A 16,693-nucleotide genomic window follows, 5' to 3' on the forward strand; every position below is an offset into this window, starting at 1 on the left:
AATCTTGTGATATTAATTCTTTACCGCACCAAATTGCTTGGCTTCTTTGGAAAACGGAAACTTTTCCAATAACAGGTTCTGATACACCCGCGCTTGACCCGGATTGCCGATAGCAACCTCGGTTTGCATGGCATACCATAATGATTCGGCATTATGGTTAGCGACCTGCACGTATCGTTGCAAGAAGCCTTTGGCAGGCCAATATGCCTTATTGAGGTAGCTGATCTTTAACATTTCCAATAACGCCGGTGCGTAGGCGTCATTAAGCAACAAAGCTTGCTTGAAATAGGTTTTCGCCGCCGAACGGTTGCCCATACGTATTTGGCAAATGCCGGCATTGGTCAGCGCCAGCCACGCGCGATCGTTTAATAAATTACCTAAAGCTTTGTTTAATAAAGCCAACCCTTTTTCCATTTCACCACGTTCGCACAAAAAGCGCCCGTAATTGTTTTGTATGCCCAAATCATCGGGGTTGATGGATAGGGCTTTTTGGTAATGTTCTTGGGCTAGCGGGTATTTTTCAATTTTTTCGTACAAAAATGCCAAGGCATTATGGGCTTGAAGATTACCGGAATCTGCCGCCACGGCTTTTTCCAAGTTTTCTTTGGCAAGCTCCAGCTTATTCATATTCAGGTAACGTACGCCCAGCTGCATATAGACGTCGGAAGATTCCTTCTTCTCGGTAGTGGTCGTACAGGCCAATAAAGAGGCGATAACCCCTGCCAAGAACAAATGTTTAAGCTTAAACCGTTTGGTCAATGGTATTTGCACGTTCAGACTCCGCTAATTTCAGTTTAAGATGCCGACGGCTTTTATCTTGCACTTGTCCGACCAATTGCCCGCAAGCGGCATCAATGTCATCACCCCGGGTTTTGCGTACGGTGGTGACAATCCCTGCCTCATTCAAATAGTTTTTGAAATGGTTGATACGGTTGTTGCTGGAACAACGGTAAGGTGAATTCGGGAACGGGTTAAAAGGTATCAGATTGATTTTTGATGGGACGGTTTCGAGCAATTTGACCAATCCCTCGGCGTCCGCCATCGAATCATTAATGCCATCGAGCATGACATATTCAAAGGTGACCGTACGGCGCGGTGCGAGTTTGGCATTTTCGCGGCAAGCTTCCATCAGCTCACTTAACGGGTATTTTTTATTGATGGGTACCAGCTCATCACGCAATTCATCCCTGACAGCATGTAAGGATACCGCAAGGCTGACATCGCAAACTTCGGTCAATCGGTACATGGCGGGAACAACGCCCGAAGTGCTGATCGTGACGCGGCGCTTGGACAGACCAAAGCCGAAATCATCCATCATCAGATTCATGGCGGCCACCACGTTATCAAAGTTCAGCAAAGGCTCGCCCATGCCCATCATCACCACATTGGTGATTTTTCCAGCACTGCCCAAGCGTTTTTGCGCGGCATAGACCTGACCGATAATTTCAGAGGTGCTGAGATTACGGTTAAAGCCTTGTTGGGCGGTGGAACAAAAGGTGCAGGCCAAGGCGCAGCCAATTTGCGAAGACACGCATAAGGTGCCACGGCTTTCTTCGGGAATAAAGACGGTTTCCACCCGATTGCCGCAGTCGGTTTGCAGCACCCACTTACGGGTACCGTCACTGGCGATTTGCTCAACAACGATTTCCGGTGTAGCAATGATGCAGTTTGCCTGCAAATAGGCGCGCAAAGGCTTGCTGAGGTTAGACATCTGATCGAAGTCTTCAACCCCTTCATGATAAATCCATTTCAACAATTGCGTGGCGCGGAACGGCTTTTCGCCCATCCCGACAAAAAAAGCCATCAGGCCTTTTCTGTCGAAATCCAGCAAGTTGATCGCTTTGGTTTTAGCGGGTTCTAGCACAAAGTTCTTCAGCTGAGAAAAAGTAAGCAATTTCGCGTTCAGCAGTGGCTAAGGCATCAGAGCCGTGAACGGCGTTTTCGTCGATGCTAACCGCAAAATCGGCGCGGATAGTACCTGGAGCCGCTTCTTTTGGGTTAGTGGCACCCATGATTTCGCGGTGTTTCAACACGGCGTTTTCGCCTTCCAATACTTGCATCATCACAGGGCCTGAGATCATGAACGCAACCAAATCTTTGAAGAAACCGCGTTCGCTGTGTTCAGCGTAGAAGCCTTCTGCTTGGGCTTGGGTCATGTGCAACATTTTTGCTGCCACAACTTGCAGACCATTTTTTTCGAAACGGCTGTAGATTTCGCCGATCACATTTTTTGCAACGGCGTCAGGCTTGATGATGGAAAAAGTACGTTCGATTGCCATGAGGGTTTGTCTCCGGTTTTGTTAAGGTTAAGGAAGTCTGCATTATAGCCGATGCGCGGGCTGATTTAGAAACCCGCTGCCACTGGCTTAGGGTGTATTGTCAATGTCCGCGCCTTCTTTGACAGGAATCAGCAAATCTTCAGGGCTAATGCCCAAAATCAACGCCATCGGGCTGGCAATGAAGATTGATGAATACGTACCAAAGAATACGCCAAACAACAAGGCCAACGAGAAGTTATGGATAACTTCTCCGCCTAAGAAAAACAACGATACCAGCACCAAGATGACCGTTAATGAAGTCATGATGGTACGGCTTAGCGTTTCGTTGATGGAAATGTTCATGATGTCTTCGGTGCTGGTTTTTCTCAGCAAGCGGAAGTTTTCACGGATACGGTCATAGACAACGATGGTGTCGTTGAGCGAGTAACCGATCAAGGCCAAGATTGCCGCCAATACGGTCAGGTCGAATTCCAACTGGAACACCGAGAACACGCCCAAGGTAACAACCACATCGTGAAGGGTCGCAATAATGGAGCCGGTGGAGAATTTCCATTCAAAGCGCCAAGCCACGTAAACCAAGATACCGATGGACGAATACAGCAAAGCCAAAAAACCGTCTTGGGCCAAGTCATCACCCACTTGCGGGCCGACAAATTCAACGCGGCGCAATTTGGCGGGTTCGGCTGTGTTTTTGTTGATGGCATCCAACACTTTCGCGCTCAAGTCGGCGCTGCTGACACCTTCTTGCAATTTCAGACGGATCAGCACGTCTTTTGAGGTGCCAAAGTTCTGTACGGTGGCATCGTTAAAACCGCCTTCGTCCAAGGTGTTACGCAGCACTGTCAAATCGGCAGGTTGCGAGTAGCCGACTTCAATCAAAGTGCCGCCCGTGAAGTCGATGCCCATCAATAAGCCTTTAGTGAAAAAGGACACGATGGCAATCACCATCAACAGCCCCGAAAAGGCCATGGCGATGTTGCGGTTGCCTATAAAATTTATATTGGTTGTTTTCATATTTTGATCTTTATCTAAATGCATGAAGCCCAAAGTTTGGTAAAGGCCAAACTATATCGACAATTTCTCAACCCGACGGCTGCCGTAAATCCAGTTAATCACCATTCGGGTACCGGTAACAGCGGTAAACATCGACGACAAAATCCCGATAATCAGCGTGACCGCAAAACCTTTAACCGAACCCGTACCAAAGGCGAACAGCACAATCGCCACCACCAAGTTGGTGACATGCGAGTCGATAATAGTGGCGAAAGCTTTTTCGTAACCGATAAAAATGGCGGTCTGGGGCGCGTTGCCGGCCCGAATTTCTTCTTTAATGCGCTCAAAAATCAAAACGTTAGCATCCACCGACATACCCACAGTAAGGATAATACCGGCAATACCCGGCAAGGTCAGCGTGGCCTGCAGCATCGACAAAATCGACACCACAATCACCACGTTAAAGGCCAAGGCCATGTTGGCGATCATGCCGAACAATTTGTAGTAAACCGCCATGAACAGCACAACCAGCGCAAAGCCCACGATAAACGATTGGAAGCCTTTGTTGATATTGTCTTGACCCAAGCTTGGGCCAACGGTGCGCTCTTCAACAATATCCACCGGAGCTGCCAACGCGCCCGCCCTTAACAACAAAGACAGGTTGCGTGCTTCTTGCGGGCTATCCAAACCGGTGGTTTGGAAGCGTTTGCTGAACACGCCTTGAATAGTGGCAACGCTGATGACTTTTTCGACTTTTTCTTTGTGGCGGACTTTTTCGCCGTTGACCGTTTTGGTTTCCACTTTGTACTCAATAAAAACCACCGCCATCGGCTTGCCGACATTGGCTTGGGTAAGCTTGCCCATTTTTGCCGCGCCTGCGCCATCGAGCGAGATAAACACCGCCGCACGACCGTCTTCGTCCATACCGGAAGAGGCATCGACAATTTGGTCGCCGGTGACAATAATGCGTTTGTCCAACAAAATGGGGCCGCCATTTTTATCGTAATACAAACGGCTGCCGACAGGCGGATGACCTTCTACGGCTTTCATCACATCGTGTTCAACGTCAACCAAGCGGTATTCCAAGGTGGCGGTCGTACCCAAAATTTCTTTGGCACGGGTGGTGTCCTGAACGCCTGGCAACTGCACCACAATGCGGCTTTCGCCTTGTTGTTGGATCACCGGCTCAGCGACACCCAGCTCGTTAACACGGTTACGCAAGGCGGTCATGTTTTGGCTGACTGCCAGTTTGCGTATTTCTTTTTCCTGTAATTCGGAGATTTTTAGCCAGACTTGGTCTTGCTCTTCTGGTTCTTTAACGTCTAACGTCAAGTGAAAGTCTTTATCCAGCAACGACAGCAAACCCGCTTTATCTTCCGGGCCTTTCAAAGTGACTTTGATATAGCCGCTATCCTTAACGACACCCAAGTAACGGATTTTTTCGTTGCGTAGCGCCAAACGCACATCATCAACATAACGCTCTTCGGCTTGTTTAACCGCCGCATCCATATCCACTTCCAGCAGAAAATGCACCCCGCCGCGCAAGTCCAAACCCAAATACATCGATTGCGCGCCAATCGCCCGCAACCAAGCGGGCGTAGTGGGCGCCAAATTTAAGGCGACGGTCATGGATTTGCCCAATTGGTCACGCAACAAATCGGCGATTTTTAATTGGTCGTCGGTGTTGTTCATGCGCACCAGAATTCGGTCGTCTTTAAATTCAAAGGCTTTGGCGGTGACACCGGCCGCTTTGATGGCGGCCTCCACTTCGGCGACCTTGTCTTGGCCTAACTTTTGGCTGTTGACGGAAGAAATTTGTACCGATGGGTCTTCGCCATACAAGCTGGGCAACGAGTAAATCAGCGAGATGATAAAAACACTCAGGATGAGGAGATTTTTCCAAAGAGGGAAATGGTTTTGCATTTGCTTATTCCAACAATATAAAGCTGTTTTTGCGCGGCTGGCAGCTGCCCAATTATTTGTCTAAAGTCACTTTTTTGGTAACGGCTTTGAAAGTGCCTTTAGGCATCATGGTTTCAATGTTGTGCCGTTGCACGTAAATAAAAGTGTTGTCAGCAATTTCAATTTTGACGAAGTTATCATCCAAATCGGCAATTTTGCCCAAAATACCACCTGAAGTGACCACTTCAACCCCTTTGTTGAGGGCGGCAACCATCTGTTTTTTCTCTTTGGTGCGCTTGGCTTGTGGGCGGATAAACAGCACATAGAAAAACACTAAGATAGCCAGCGGAAACAGCATGCCTTCAATACCAGGTTGCTGCGCTGCCGGTGCCGCTGCGGCAACCGCGTCAGAGATAAATAAACTCATGATTGTCCTCATTTTTATTATAGTGATTTAAAAATCCGCCCATTATGCCATAGACTGCGGCGGTTTGCCTTTTAGTTGACAAAAATCACAGGCTAAAACGGAAAAAGTCCGCGAAGGATGCCATTGGCTGGCTTTTGGAGGACACACGACGGGGAGGAGCGGCAGAATCCCTTTGCGGTGCGGGATTGGCAAGCCCGAAACAAGCATGTGGCCTGTTTCGGGATTTTTTGGGGAATTAAACGTTGTAACGAACTTCTGGCTTGCCTTCGGCGGCGACAATTTCGCCGATACTGAACACATTTTCGCCTAATGACGCCAAAACCGCCAAAGCGGCTTGCTCATCTTGCTGGGCAACGCAAACGATCATGCCTACGCCACAGTTAAATGTGACCAGCATATCGTCCAATGAAACATTGCCTTGCTGTTGCAGCCATTGAAAAATCGGCGGAAATTGCCAGCTTGCCAAATCAATGCGGGCATTTGTGCCTTCCGGCAAAACACGCGGCAAGTTTTCGGTCAAACCGCCACCGGTGATATGCGCCAAAGCGTGTACCGGCACTTTTTCCAACAAGGCCAACAGATTTTTGACATAAATGCGGGTAGGTTCCAACAAGGCTTCGCCCAAGGTTTTGCCGTCAAACGGATCGCTTAAGTTGGCGCCGCTGTGGGCGATAATTTTGCGGATCAACGAGTAACCATTGGAATGCGGCCCGGAAGAAGCCATTGCGATCAGTTTGTCACCGACCTGAACTTGGCTGCCGTCCAGGGCTTTGGCTTTTTCGACAATGCCGACACAAAAGCCCGCCAAATCGTACTCGCCATCGGCATACATGCCCGGCATTTCGGCAGTTTCGCCACCCACCAGCGCCGCACCCGACAGCTCGCAACCTTTGCCGATGCCTTCAATGACAGCGGCGGCGGTATCGACATCCAGCTTGCCGGTTGCGAAATAATCCAAGAAAAACAAAGGCTCTGCACCTTGCACAATAATATCGTTGACGCACATGGCAACAAGGTCGATACCCACTGTGTGGTGCACGCCCATATCTATCGCAAGCTTTAATTTTGTACCCACGCCGTCCGTACCGGACACCAGCACCGGTTGTTGGTAGCGGTCTAAAGGCAGTTCAAACAATGAACCGAACCCGCCCAAACCCGCCATGACACCCGCAGTACGGGTACGGGCCGCAATGGGCTTAATACGTTCGACCAAAGCATTGCCGGCGGCAATATCAACGCCTGCACTTTTGTAGTTGAGACTTTCAGGTTGGGATGCGTTCAAGGTGGGGCTCTCTTAATCAATCTAAAAATGCGCTTATTGTACAAGACCTGCATCCTTTTGTCCGAGCCGCCGGTTAGCTTAGTCGTTGCCAAATACGAATCAGTTGTATTTCAAGGCAAAAAAAATTAAAGTGGCTTGGGTATAACAAAAAAACAGGTATATCGTTGGGTGATATAAAAATAATACCTAGCCATTTATAGAGGAGATAACAATGAAAATAACAAAACTGCTACTGACCTGCACGCTACTGGCACTGACAACTTCGGCTTTTGCCTACACACCTGAAGAACAAGAAAAAATCTGCAAAAAACCAAAATTCACCGACTTTAACCTGACCGAATATGAAAAACCGGCATTGGTGGAAATTGAGCCAGAATCTGAACTATTTTTTAAAGTATCGGTTTGGACAGACCCCAGCACCCTCAAAATGATCGCCAAAGGCAAACCGCTGCCCTATACCGTTGAAAGCAACAGCAGCTTCCATAAAATTAAAGCCAAACTCCCCGCCGAACTCAATGGTCAATTCGTTAGGATTAATGTTTCCGCCAAAGCCATCTTGGGCTGCCATAGCGAAGATGGCTGGCTGGTTAAAGTTGCCGAGAAAAAATAACGCGCCTTCTTGCCAGAGATAAGCAGACCTTTCGGTTGTTTACAGAAAGGTCTTGCCCATCAAATATCACTATCGACCTCTTCCCCGTCTGCCGCCACCCGTTTCCGGTTTGGCTCCACCGCGCCTTGGCGCAGGTTTTTTGCTGTGGCGATAATCTTTTTTACCGGTACTCGGATTAGGTGCGCGCTTTTTAGGTGCATCAAACACTTTTAACGATACCGGCTCGTAACCCGTGTCAGCAACACGCGGCAACTCGCGCTTCAATAACTTTTCAATTTCGACCAGCATATAAGCCTCCTCAGGGCAAACCAGCGAAATCGCTTCGCCGCTGGCGCCTGCTCGTCCGGTGCGGCCTATGCGATGGACGTAATCTTCCGGCACTTGTGGCAAATCAAAATTGACCACATGCGGCAAGTCGTCAATATCCAAACCACGGGCGGCAACATCGGTAGCCACCAAGGCGGTGACTTTGCCGTTTTTAAACTGCTCTAAAGCCTTGTTGCGCGCGCCTTGGGTTTTGTCGCCATGCAACGCAGTGGTGCGAATGCCGTCTGAAATCAATTGTTGCTCCAAACGATCGGCGCCGTGACGGGTGCGGACGAAGATCAGCACCTGCTTCCAATTGTTGCTGCCAATCAAATAAGACAGCAACTCGCGCTTGTATTCGCGGGGAATGCCGTAGACGCGTTCGGTGATGTTGCTGGCTGTGGCATTAGGCTTAGCAACCTCCACTTCAACCGGATTGTTCAGCAATTGTGCCGCCAACGATTTAATTGCCGAAGAAACGGTTGCCGAGAACAACAAACTTTGCCGTTGCTTGGGGATCAACGCCATAATTTTACGGATGTCCGGCAAAAAGCCCATGTCAAGCATGCGGTCGGACTCATCCAGCACCAACATTTCAATGTTCGACAAATTCACGTTGCGCTGGTTGATATGGTCGATCAACCGACCCGGCGTAGCGACGACAATATCGCAACCGTGGCGCAAATTGCGGGTTTGCATATTGATGCTGGCACCGCCGACCACCACTTCGGTGCGGAATGGCAGATACATGCCGTAAGTTTTCACGCTTTCAAACACCTGTGCCGCCAATTCGCGGGTCGGCACCAAAATCAGCGCGCGCAGCTTGCGTGGCTTTTGCTTAATGTCGTGATTTTCGGCAAGCCGTTGTAACAGCGGCAAAGTAAAGCTGGCGGTTTTGCCTGTACCGGTTTGCGCGCCTGCCAACACGTCTTTACCGTCAAGAATCAACGGAATCGTGCGGCTTTGAACGGGCGTTGGGTCGGTGTAGCCTTGTTCGGCAACAGCTTGGAGCAGTGCGTCGGACAAACCGAGTTGTGCAAATGACATGGGAATCCTCTGGAAAATAACAGGTTGTCCGTCTGTTGCGGACAACCTAGATAATGGGGTGATGTGGTCAGGCAACCTGAGCAAAGATGCCATCCCTAAAAAGAAACAAAAACGGCTTTTAGCCGCCGGTCATGTTCATATACCGCAAAATGACCGGCTGTTCGTGGATATTAAATTCGTGCTTTTCGGGCTTGATGTGCATGGCATCAATAATGGCTTGTTTTAAAACCGCACCATCGCCAGGATGCTCACGCAGCACGGCTTTTAGATCAACGGAATGCTCATTGCCCAAACAGAGCAACAAGCGGCCTTCAACCGTCAAGCGAACGCGGTTGCAGGTGCTGCAAAAATTTTCGCTGTGCGGGGAAATGAAACCCACCCGCGTTGCCGTTCCCGCCACCACAAAGTAGTTGGACGGACCGCCGGTTTTTTCGGTGCTGGACAGCAAGTTAAATTGTGAGGCCAAGTCTTTTCTAATCAGATCGCTGGAATAATAAGCCCCAGAACGGTCATGCTGGCTGACCACGCCCAACGGCATTTCTTCGATAAAGCTGATGTCGATGCCGTTATCAACGGCAAACTGCACCAAATCGCAGACTTCAGTATGGTTACGGCCTTTTAGGATCACGGCGTTGATCTTGATGCGCTCGAACCCCACCGCTTTGGCCGCTTGAATGCCGCGGATCACTTGGTGCAAATCACCCGTACGGGTGATGGCTTTAAATTTGTCGGCATCTAAAGTATCGACACTAATGTTAATGCGCTTAACACCCGCCGCTTTTAAAGACGACGCCATGGTTTCCAGCTGCGAGCCGTTGGTGGTAATAACCAGCTCTTTTAAGCTTTCTATGCTGCCGATGTTATGCAGCAATTCCAATGCGCCTTTTCTGACCAAAGGTTCGCCGCCGGTGATGCGGATTTTTTTTACTCCCAGTTCGGCAAAAGCTTTTGCCAGCGTATAAATTTCTTCCAGCGATAAAATTTGCGCGCGCGGCAGGAAGGTCATGTCTTCCGCCATGCAATACACGCAACGGAAATCACAACGGTCGGTAATGGAAATCCGCAAATAATCAACAACCCTGCCGAAGCGGTCGATCAATTGCGTTGGATTTTCGGTATTGGTCATAAGCCTTTCACAAAAACGAAGCCGGACATCTTACCACGGCTTTAATCAACGACATAAAGCCCATGCTTAAAGCTTATGGACTGTAGGTTCAAAACCCGCTTGCTGATAATGGCGATAACGCTGCCGCCCTGCCACTTTGGTGGTTTCGCCATCATCAAGGATTTCTAAGATGCGCCCGATGCGCTGATAATCATCGGGGCATTGCGAGGACAGGTTCAACACGGTGTGCAGCCAAGCATCCGGCGGCTGTTGCTGACCAATCAGTATGCATTGCTGCAAACGGGGCAATTCCCCAGCAAACACTTGATGGGGAATAAAACTACCCGACCGAAACGTCCAAAGCAAGTCATCCAAGGCTTGGCTTTGCTCGGGCGTATCGGTCAGCACATAACAAAAATGTCCGGAACGGTAGGCTTTTTCGAGCAGCTTGCAAGCAAACAAGTGCCGCTGCGCTTGTTCGGCGCTCGGCAGCACATAAAAGCTAATGTCAGGCATCGAGTTTGACGGCCCGATCTAACAAGTATTGGCATAACAAGGGTACCGGACGGCCTGTTGCGCCCTTGTTCTGACCACTGCGCCAAGCGGTTCCGGCGATGTCCAAATGCGCCCAACGGAAGTTTTCGGCGAAACGCGACAAGAAGCAGGCGGCGGTAATCGTACCGGCATCTTTGCCGCCAATGTTCGCCATGTCGGCAAAATTGGACTGCAACAATTCCTGATATTCTTCCCATAACGGCAATCGCCAGATGCTGTCGTTGGCGGTTTCGCTGGCGGTTTGCAAGTCTTGGCACAGGTCGTCATCGTTGCCCAACAAGCCGCTGGGGATGCGGCCTAAGGCGACCAAACACGCGCCGGTTAAGGTTGCCAAGTCGATGACCACATCGGGGTTGAAGCGTTCGGCATAGGTGAGCGTATCGCACAAAATCAGACGGCCTTCGGCATCGGTGTTGAGGATTTCGATGGTTTTGCCCGCCATGCTGGTCCAAATATCGCCCGGTTTGTTGGCGTTGCCATCAGGCAGGTTTTCAGAAGAAGGCACTAAGCCAATGACATTTAACGGCAATTGCATTTGTGCAGCGGCTTTTAATGTGCCGATCACCGCCGCGCCGCCGCACATGTCATACTTCATCTCATCCATGCCAGGGCCGGGTTTTAGCGAGATGCCGCCTGCATCAAACGTTAAGCCTTTGCCCACCAAGACAATCGGTTTTTCGCTGCTGGCAGCGCCTTGGTAGTGCAGACAGATCAGCTTAGCGGGTTCACGGCTGCCGCGAGTAACCGATAGGAATGACCCCATGCCCAATTCTTCCATATCGGCTTCTTCAAGAATGGTGACGGTCATCTGTGCCGATTGGCTGGCAACTTGGCTGGCCTGTTCGGCTAAAAAGCTAGGTGTGCAGATATTGCCGGGCAAGTCGGACAAGAATTTGGTCAGGCTGATACCTTCTGCAATGGCAACGCCTTGCGCCATTCCGGTTTGTGCGAAAGCCAGCTGCGCTTCTGGTGCAGTGATGCTGAGTTTTTCCAACTTGCTTTCAGTGGCTTTATCCGATTTGGTGTGCGTGTATTGGTAGACGCTGTCGGCAAAAGCTTGCACTGTTTGACGGCTTTTCCAGTTCCAATCGGCATCAGTAACCGCGCATTCAGCAAGCGTCGAAACGGCATGTTTCACGGGTGTTTTCCTTAAACTAAGCGCCGCGGCTGCCAATGCTTTGCAGAAGTTTTTGGTGCTGAGCGGTTTATGTTCGCCAAGGCCAACGACTAAAATGCGGGCGTGGCTGCCAGGTGCCACATTAATAAGGACAGTTTCGCCATTTTTGCCGCTTAAATCGCCACGCTCCAAAAGCTGGCTGACCATGCCTTGGGTACTGGTGTTGATGGCGTCGGCGGCAGGGCTGAGGTGCTTGTCCTGATAAACACCGACAATGATGCAGTCAGATTGCAGTTTTTCTAAGGGCGCGGTTTCTATAGAATAGTCCATATCAATTTCGTGTGGTTGGGGTTAAGTGGGAAATGCAGCTTGATTTAAAGGGCTGTTAGCCGTTGCCGCCTGTGCTTGTTGTTAAAATTATACATCAGTAATGATTATCATCGAGGAGTTAAGCTTGTCAACAAAGCCCCCCAAAGCCAAGGGACGCCGATCAAAGCCACTGCTGAGCGTCTTGGACAAAATGATTGCCCAAGATTTGTTGACGACCTTGCTCTCGGTTTGGACGGTGATTGTCGTCATTATCGTCAGCCGCGAATTTGTCAGGGTTTTAGACAAAGCCGTGCAAGGCCAAGTGCCTAACGATGTCCTGTTGACCATGCTGGGCTTAAAAACAGTGGCTATCGGCGTCACCCTGTTACCGCCCGCCGTGTTTATGGCGGTGCTGATGGTCTTGGGCAGAATGTACCGCGACCAAGAAATGTCCGCCATTTTTGCCGCCGGCGGCGGTGCCAGCGTCATCTACCGCGCCGTATTTTTAGTGATTTTTCCGCTCACGCTGTTTACCGGCTGGTGCTCGTTCTACGCAGCACCTTGGGCGGAAACACAAATGGAAAAAATCTACCAACAAGGCAAACAAAGTGCCGATTTGCGCGGTATCGCTGCCGGCAAGTTTAGCGATTACAGCCAAGGCGAGCTGATTTTTTACGTGGAAAGCATCAGCAAAGACAAAACCATGCACCAAGTGTTTGTGCAGCAGCGCGAAACCGGCAAGCAAGCGGTCATCAGCGCACGTTCGGCAACCCTGCAGGACTTGCCCGAAGGCCGCTACATTGTTTTTACCGACGGGCAGCGCGTGCAAGGTCTGCCCGGACAACTCAATTACACCATCGAAGAATTTAGGGAGTACGCCGTGCGCATAGCAGGCCAAGAAGCCAATTTGGATTCAAGCAGGCTTGCCGGCATGGCGGTTGATGCCTTATGGAATAGCCGCAACATTAACAACACCGCAGAATTGCAACGCCGATTATCCATCCCGATGAGCCTGTTCCTGCTGTCATTTGTTGGAGTGCCGCTAGCCCAAGTCGCCCCGCGTGGCGGCACTTACGGCAACATCTTGATTGGTTTTTTAATTTATTTCAGCTACGGCAACTTTGTCCGGCTTAGCCAATTGTGGGTTGCCAACGGCTCAATGGCGGTATGGCTGGGCGGCTTTGCGGTCAACGCCTTCTTAGTGCTTATCGCAGCAGCCTTGCTTGGGCGGTTTTACGGCTGGCGTTGGTTATGGCTTAGGGCATTGGGCAAGGTGTCGGCATGAAAACATCCACACGTTACATTGTCTTCGAAGTGCTAAAAAGCTCAGCAGTCGCCATGCTATTGCTACTGACGCTGTTCGACTTGTTTACCTTTAGCGACGAACTTGACGACATCGGCAAAGCAAACTATGGCCTGACTGAAGCTTTTTATTTTGTCTTGCTCACCTCGCCGACTGTTTTTTACGAACTAATGCCAGCCTCAGCCTTGTTAGGCAGCTTGTTTGCGCTGGGCAACATGGCTAACCATAACGAGCTGATTGCCCTGCGGGCAGCAGGTTTGTCAATATTTGGCATTATCCGCGCCACTTTACTGGCGGGCGTAGTGATGGCGGCTGTTGCCATTGGCGTGGGCGAGTTTGTCGCCCCCGATGCCGACGCACGCGCACAAACCGTAAGGATGACGGCGAACAACAAGCAGCTGACCGTCAGCAGCAAAAATGGCCTGTGGTTGCGCGAAGGCAAGCAATTTATCAATGTCAGAAGCATTGAAGACAATGGCGAACTGTCCGACATCAGCATTTACGAATTGGACGACCAACAACAGCTGGCCCGCTCCACCCATGCCGAACAAGCCATTTACTTGGGCAAAAATGACTGGCAACTGCAAAACATCAACAGCTCGACGATTTCTACCTCGCAAATCCAAGCCCAAAGCCAAGCGCAACAGCTGTGGCAATCGTCCATCGCCCCCGATTTGCTAAAAATTGTAGTCGTCAACGCCAACAACTTATCGCTCTACGATTTGGCCACCTACATTTCTTTTTTAAAAACCAACCACCAAAAATCGCAAAAATACGAACTGGCCTTCTGGGGGCGCGTTGTCAACCCGCTGGTGATTTTCGTGATGCTAATGGTGTCCACGCCATTTGTGATTGGCGTCAAACGCGGCATCAGTTCTGGCGCAAGGATTTTGATCGGCGTGGTCATCGGCATGAGCTTTAACGTGCTGGACATGAGCTTTGCCCATTTGGGCCTGATTAAAGAATTTAACCCCATCATGACCGCTGCGTTGCCCAGCTTGTTAGTGTTGGGCTTGTCGCTTTTAGCTATTCGGCGTTTGCGTTAACAACAGGTCGGCGGCAAGTAAACAGCCGCTTATCTCGTTGAATGAGTTTTAATCAAGCGTATAAAATGCTAAAGTTTTAAAGCTATTTCGGCAGTTACTGGTTCTAAGGCGCAATGTTGCAAGCTTTGAACCTTGCCCTAACCCACTAGAATCAGCCCTATGAAAAAACAAGCAACCCCAAAATCCGTTATCACCCTCTTCACGGGCATTGCGCTGGCGTTAACACTGAACGCCTGCTCGGACAATAACGAAGAAAAAGCCGCCAAAGCCCAGCCCGCCAAAATTGAAGAAGCGCACAACCCGTTCGACCACAGCCACGACGTACCGGTCACCGATGTGCAAAAACACAAGTTTGAACACGCCTTTGCCGACCAATGCGTACAGCGCGAAACCAAAAACTCCATCAATCCTGATATTGATAAAGAACGCTTCACCAAACCTTGCATGTGCATTGCCACATACATGATGAAGGACCTGACCAACCAAGAAGCCGAAAAATACCTGAACGAACACGAAAACCCGCGTTCGTTACAAATTAAATTCGATAGCGCAGCCTACCATTGCCTGCAAGAAAAAACCCCACCCAAAGACCACGGCTTTGTCCATCAGCAATAATCCGTTTTAATCCGCCATTACCGCAGTATTGTCGGAATGGCGGAATAGCTAAACCCTAAGCCACCACAGCAATAATATTTTTCGCCACCATCTCGTCAAGAATTTGCAAGCCACCAGCCACAATCAGCTCCGGGTTCGGATGGCCTGATGCTTGCGCCATTTGCTGTAAACAATCACCGGCAACAACCTGCTCTTGCGCTTGGATCATCGCCAGCAGCTGGTAAGTCATGGGTGTAACTTCGATAAACACCACATCATCGGCGGCATTGCGGTGGACGACCAAAAACGTCGGCTGGTCCGGTGCGCTGTCGGGGATAAATTCTGGGGCGATTTTATGGACTGGATACTGATAGGCCAAAGGCCAAGCCAAGGGCGATAAGGCCACCGTGCGTGCCGCCAAGTTGGCGTAGTCGGCATTGATCGCCAGCGTGTCTTTGCTGATTGCTAAAGCCATTTCCACCCATTCGTAATGCGCCAATTCCACTAAAAACGGAAAATCGCCTTCTTGGTTGCGTTCGTTTTGCAGGTAGGCAATAAATTCTTCAGGAATTTCGGAAAAATACGGCGACTCGCAGCGGTGTTTGACAAAAAAATCTTGTGCCAGCGCGTTCCATTGTTCCGCTTCCAACAATGAAAACAACACCGGAAAATTGCTGCTTAAAAAGCCGTTGATGTTGTTGAACAGCAATTCGCGGTACACCGCCACACGCTCCAGCGGCGCATCGGTTGGCGGCGGGTTGTTGTCCGGATCGCGGATGTAGTCGGTAAATTCGCGCTGTTTGGCAGCAAAATCGACCCGCTCAGGATTAGGCAGACTGCTGTGCATGTTGCTTGCTCCAAGCGTTTTGCATGGTTTTGATGATGCCCACTTCGCGCATCAATTCGGACATGGGCGGAATATTGAAGTCGCGCTCCAGCAAGGTGGGGAAAACGCCGAACAGTTCATAAGCTTTGCCCAATAGCTTCCAGACGGGATCAATAATTTCTGCACCGTGGGTGTCCACCAGAAAATCATCGGCTTGCACATAATGCCCAGCCACATGCGCATAGCTGACGCGCTGCGCCGGTATTGCCCGCAAAAAGGCTTCGGCATCGTAACCGTGGTTGACGCTGTTGACGTAAATATTGTTGATGTCGAGCAAAATGTCACAATCGGCTTCGGCAACCACGGCGTTAAAAAAGTCGATTTCGCTCATTTCCTGACCCATCGCCGCGTAGTAAGAGGCATTTTCGACGGCGATGCGCTGGCCTAACAGCTCTTGTACGCGTCGGATGCGGGCGGCAACATGGGTAACGGCTTCAGACGTGAACGGAATGGGCAGCAGATCGTACAAATGGCCTTCTTTGCTGCAATAGCTCAGATGTTCGCTGTACAGTTTGATTTGATGCTCGCGCATAAACTGTTTGACCGACAACACCAATTGTTCGTCGAGCGCATCGGTACTGCCTAGCGATAAGGACAAGCCGTGGCAGATAAAATCGTGGCGTTCGGTGAGGGCGCGGAATTGCTTGCCCAGCCTGCCGCCGAGGGTAATCCAGTTTTCGGGGGCGACTTCGTAAAAGCCGACATCCAACGGTTGTTCGACCACTTCCGTCAAAAACGAGCGGCGTAAGCCTAAACCCGCGCCATGTATTAAGTTTTGGGTTGTGTCCATATGAACACCTATTGATAAAAAGGAAGGGGCAACAATGAAATGCCGTTAAGCTAAGCCATCCGTGGTCAACTTCGCGAACCTGAACAGCTTAGCTTAACGGCATCCGTAACGATGAGGGCTACCGCCCTCATCTACCGCAACG

Annotated in this window: 17 protein-coding genes; 4 read left to right on the forward strand and 13 right to left on the reverse strand. The window is 50.2% G+C overall.

Going from position 1 to position 16,693, the window contains the following annotated elements; genetic code table 11:
* Positions 1–12: 12 nt before the first annotated feature.
* From pilW to purM, 7 genes are all read right to left on the reverse strand, one after another.
* Positions 13–771 (reverse strand): type IV pilus biogenesis/stability protein PilW, encoded by a 759-nt coding sequence (gene pilW, locus ACYQ1O_RS01870; RefSeq protein WP_459989881.1) that lies wholly within the window; start codon positions 769–771, stop codon positions 13–15.
* Positions 743–1,864 carry a dual-specificity RNA methyltransferase RlmN gene (gene rlmN / locus ACYQ1O_RS01875; RefSeq protein ID WP_459989882.1) on the reverse strand — a complete coding sequence of 374 codons (1,122 nt, stop codon included), beginning with the start codon at positions 1,862–1,864 and terminating at the stop codon, positions 743–745. Before rlmN ends, pilW begins: the two co-directional genes overlap by 29 nt.
* Positions 1,848–2,279, reverse strand: coding sequence for a nucleoside-diphosphate kinase (gene ndk, locus ACYQ1O_RS01880; RefSeq protein WP_459989885.1), 432 nt, complete (start codon positions 2,277–2,279; stop codon positions 1,848–1,850). The genes rlmN and ndk overlap by 17 nt, the downstream gene beginning before the upstream one ends.
* An 87-nt stretch (positions 2,280–2,366) precedes the next feature.
* Complete coding sequence (gene secF / locus ACYQ1O_RS01885; RefSeq protein ID WP_459989887.1) at positions 2,367–3,293, reverse strand: protein translocase subunit SecF; 927 nt, start codon at positions 3,291–3,293, stop codon at positions 2,367–2,369.
* A gap of 51 nt (positions 3,294–3,344) precedes the next feature.
* Complete coding sequence (gene secD / locus ACYQ1O_RS01890; RefSeq protein ID WP_459989888.1) at positions 3,345–5,195, reverse strand: protein translocase subunit SecD; 1,851 nt, start codon at positions 5,193–5,195, stop codon at positions 3,345–3,347.
* A gap of 52 nt (positions 5,196–5,247) precedes the next feature.
* Positions 5,248–5,601 (reverse strand): preprotein translocase subunit YajC, encoded by a 354-nt coding sequence (yajC, locus tag ACYQ1O_RS01895; protein WP_459989890.1) that lies wholly within the window; start codon positions 5,599–5,601, stop codon positions 5,248–5,250.
* Positions 5,602–5,836: 235 nt separating this feature from the next.
* The gene (gene purM, locus ACYQ1O_RS01900) at positions 5,837–6,883 is read right to left on the reverse strand and encodes a phosphoribosylformylglycinamidine cyclo-ligase (protein ID WP_459989892.1); all 1,047 of its coding nucleotides are present in this window, start codon (positions 6,881–6,883) and stop codon (positions 5,837–5,839) included.
* Positions 6,884–7,094: 211 nt separating this feature from the next.
* Between purM and ACYQ1O_RS01905 the strand changes: the two genes are divergently transcribed.
* Positions 7,095–7,493, forward strand: a complete 399-nt coding sequence (locus tag ACYQ1O_RS01905; RefSeq protein WP_459989894.1) for a hypothetical protein — start codon at positions 7,095–7,097, stop codon at positions 7,491–7,493.
* A 69-nt stretch (positions 7,494–7,562) separates the two neighbouring features.
* On the opposite strand, the gene ACYQ1O_RS01910 is transcribed toward ACYQ1O_RS01905, so the two are convergent.
* From ACYQ1O_RS01910 to ACYQ1O_RS01925, 4 genes are all read right to left on the reverse strand, one after another.
* Positions 7,563–8,846, reverse strand: a complete 1,284-nt coding sequence (locus ACYQ1O_RS01910) for a DEAD/DEAH box helicase (protein ID WP_459989896.1) — start codon at positions 8,844–8,846, stop codon at positions 7,563–7,565.
* A 118-nt stretch (positions 8,847–8,964) separates the two neighbouring features.
* Positions 8,965–9,972 (reverse strand): GTP 3',8-cyclase MoaA, encoded by a 1,008-nt coding sequence (moaA, locus tag ACYQ1O_RS01915; RefSeq protein ID WP_459989897.1) that lies wholly within the window; start codon positions 9,970–9,972, stop codon positions 8,965–8,967.
* Between the two features lie 66 nt (positions 9,973–10,038).
* Positions 10,039–10,467 carry a DNA polymerase III subunit chi gene (locus ACYQ1O_RS01920; protein WP_459989899.1) on the reverse strand — a complete coding sequence of 143 codons (429 nt, stop codon included), beginning with the start codon at positions 10,465–10,467 and terminating at the stop codon, positions 10,039–10,041.
* On the reverse strand, positions 10,460–11,953 hold the full coding sequence (locus tag ACYQ1O_RS01925) for a leucyl aminopeptidase (RefSeq protein ID WP_459989901.1): 1,494 nt from the start codon (positions 11,951–11,953) through the stop codon (positions 10,460–10,462). Before ACYQ1O_RS01925 ends, ACYQ1O_RS01920 begins: the two co-directional genes overlap by 8 nt.
* A gap of 124 nt (positions 11,954–12,077) precedes the next feature.
* Between ACYQ1O_RS01925 and lptF the strand changes: the two genes are divergently transcribed.
* The 3 genes from lptF (at position 12,078) to ACYQ1O_RS01940 (ending at position 14,896) form a co-directional block, all read left to right on the forward strand.
* Positions 12,078–13,217: an LPS export ABC transporter permease LptF gene (gene lptF, locus ACYQ1O_RS01930; RefSeq protein ID WP_459989903.1), complete on the forward strand. Its 1,140-nt coding sequence runs from the start codon at positions 12,078–12,080 to the stop codon at positions 13,215–13,217.
* Positions 13,214–14,281, forward strand: coding sequence for an LPS export ABC transporter permease LptG (lptG, locus tag ACYQ1O_RS01935; protein WP_459989905.1), 1,068 nt, complete (start codon positions 13,214–13,216; stop codon positions 14,279–14,281). The genes lptF and lptG overlap by 4 nt, the downstream gene beginning before the upstream one ends.
* A 159-nt stretch (positions 14,282–14,440) precedes the next feature.
* Complete coding sequence (locus tag ACYQ1O_RS01940; protein ID WP_459989907.1) at positions 14,441–14,896, forward strand: hypothetical protein; 456 nt, start codon at positions 14,441–14,443, stop codon at positions 14,894–14,896.
* Between the two features lie 55 nt (positions 14,897–14,951).
* On the opposite strand, the gene ACYQ1O_RS01945 is transcribed toward ACYQ1O_RS01940, so the two are convergent.
* Both ACYQ1O_RS01945 and ACYQ1O_RS01950 read right to left on the reverse strand, forming a co-directional pair.
* The gene (locus ACYQ1O_RS01945; RefSeq protein ID WP_459989908.1) at positions 14,952–15,722 is read right to left on the reverse strand and encodes an HvfC family RiPP maturation protein; all 771 of its coding nucleotides are present in this window, start codon (positions 15,720–15,722) and stop codon (positions 14,952–14,954) included.
* Positions 15,703–16,551 (reverse strand): HvfB family MNIO-type RiPP peptide maturase, encoded by an 849-nt coding sequence (locus tag ACYQ1O_RS01950; RefSeq protein ID WP_459989909.1) that lies wholly within the window; start codon positions 16,549–16,551, stop codon positions 15,703–15,705. Before ACYQ1O_RS01950 ends, ACYQ1O_RS01945 begins: the two co-directional genes overlap by 20 nt.
* Positions 16,552–16,693: the final 142 nt, after the last annotated feature.

The sequence above is a fragment of the Methylosoma difficile genome (assembly GCF_054657615.1).

Excerpts from the sequence above, each read along its gene's own strand:
- ndk (WP_459989885.1), bottom strand. The coding sequence starts at position 2,279 with ATGGCAATCGAACGTACTTTTTCCATCATCAAGCCTGACGCCGTTGCA.
- secF (WP_459989887.1), bottom strand. The coding sequence starts at position 3,293 with ATGAAAACAACCAATATAAATTTTATAGGCAACCGCAACATCGCCATG.
- secD (WP_459989888.1), bottom strand. The coding sequence starts at position 5,195 with ATGCAAAACCATTTCCCTCTTTGGAAAAATCTCCTCATCCTGAGTGTT.
- yajC (WP_459989890.1), bottom strand. The coding sequence starts at position 5,601 with ATGAGTTTATTTATCTCTGACGCGGTTGCCGCAGCGGCACCGGCAGCG.
- ACYQ1O_RS01905 (WP_459989894.1), top strand. The coding sequence starts at position 7,095 with ATGAAAATAACAAAACTGCTACTGACCTGCACGCTACTGGCACTGACA.
- ACYQ1O_RS01910 (WP_459989896.1), bottom strand. The coding sequence starts at position 8,846 with ATGTCATTTGCACAACTCGGTTTGTCCGACGCACTGCTCCAAGCTGTT.
- moaA (WP_459989897.1), bottom strand. The coding sequence starts at position 9,972 with ATGACCAATACCGAAAATCCAACGCAATTGATCGACCGCTTCGGCAGG.
- ACYQ1O_RS01920 (WP_459989899.1), bottom strand. The coding sequence starts at position 10,467 with ATGCCTGACATTAGCTTTTATGTGCTGCCGAGCGCCGAACAAGCGCAG.
- ACYQ1O_RS01925 (WP_459989901.1), bottom strand. The coding sequence starts at position 11,953 with ATGGACTATTCTATAGAAACCGCGCCCTTAGAAAAACTGCAATCTGAC.
- lptG (WP_459989905.1), top strand. The coding sequence starts at position 13,214 with ATGAAAACATCCACACGTTACATTGTCTTCGAAGTGCTAAAAAGCTCA.
- ACYQ1O_RS01940 (WP_459989907.1), top strand. The coding sequence starts at position 14,441 with ATGAAAAAACAAGCAACCCCAAAATCCGTTATCACCCTCTTCACGGGC.
- ACYQ1O_RS01945 (WP_459989908.1), bottom strand. The coding sequence starts at position 15,722 with ATGCACAGCAGTCTGCCTAATCCTGAGCGGGTCGATTTTGCTGCCAAA.
- ACYQ1O_RS01950 (WP_459989909.1), bottom strand. The coding sequence starts at position 16,551 with ATGGACACAACCCAAAACTTAATACATGGCGCGGGTTTAGGCTTACGC.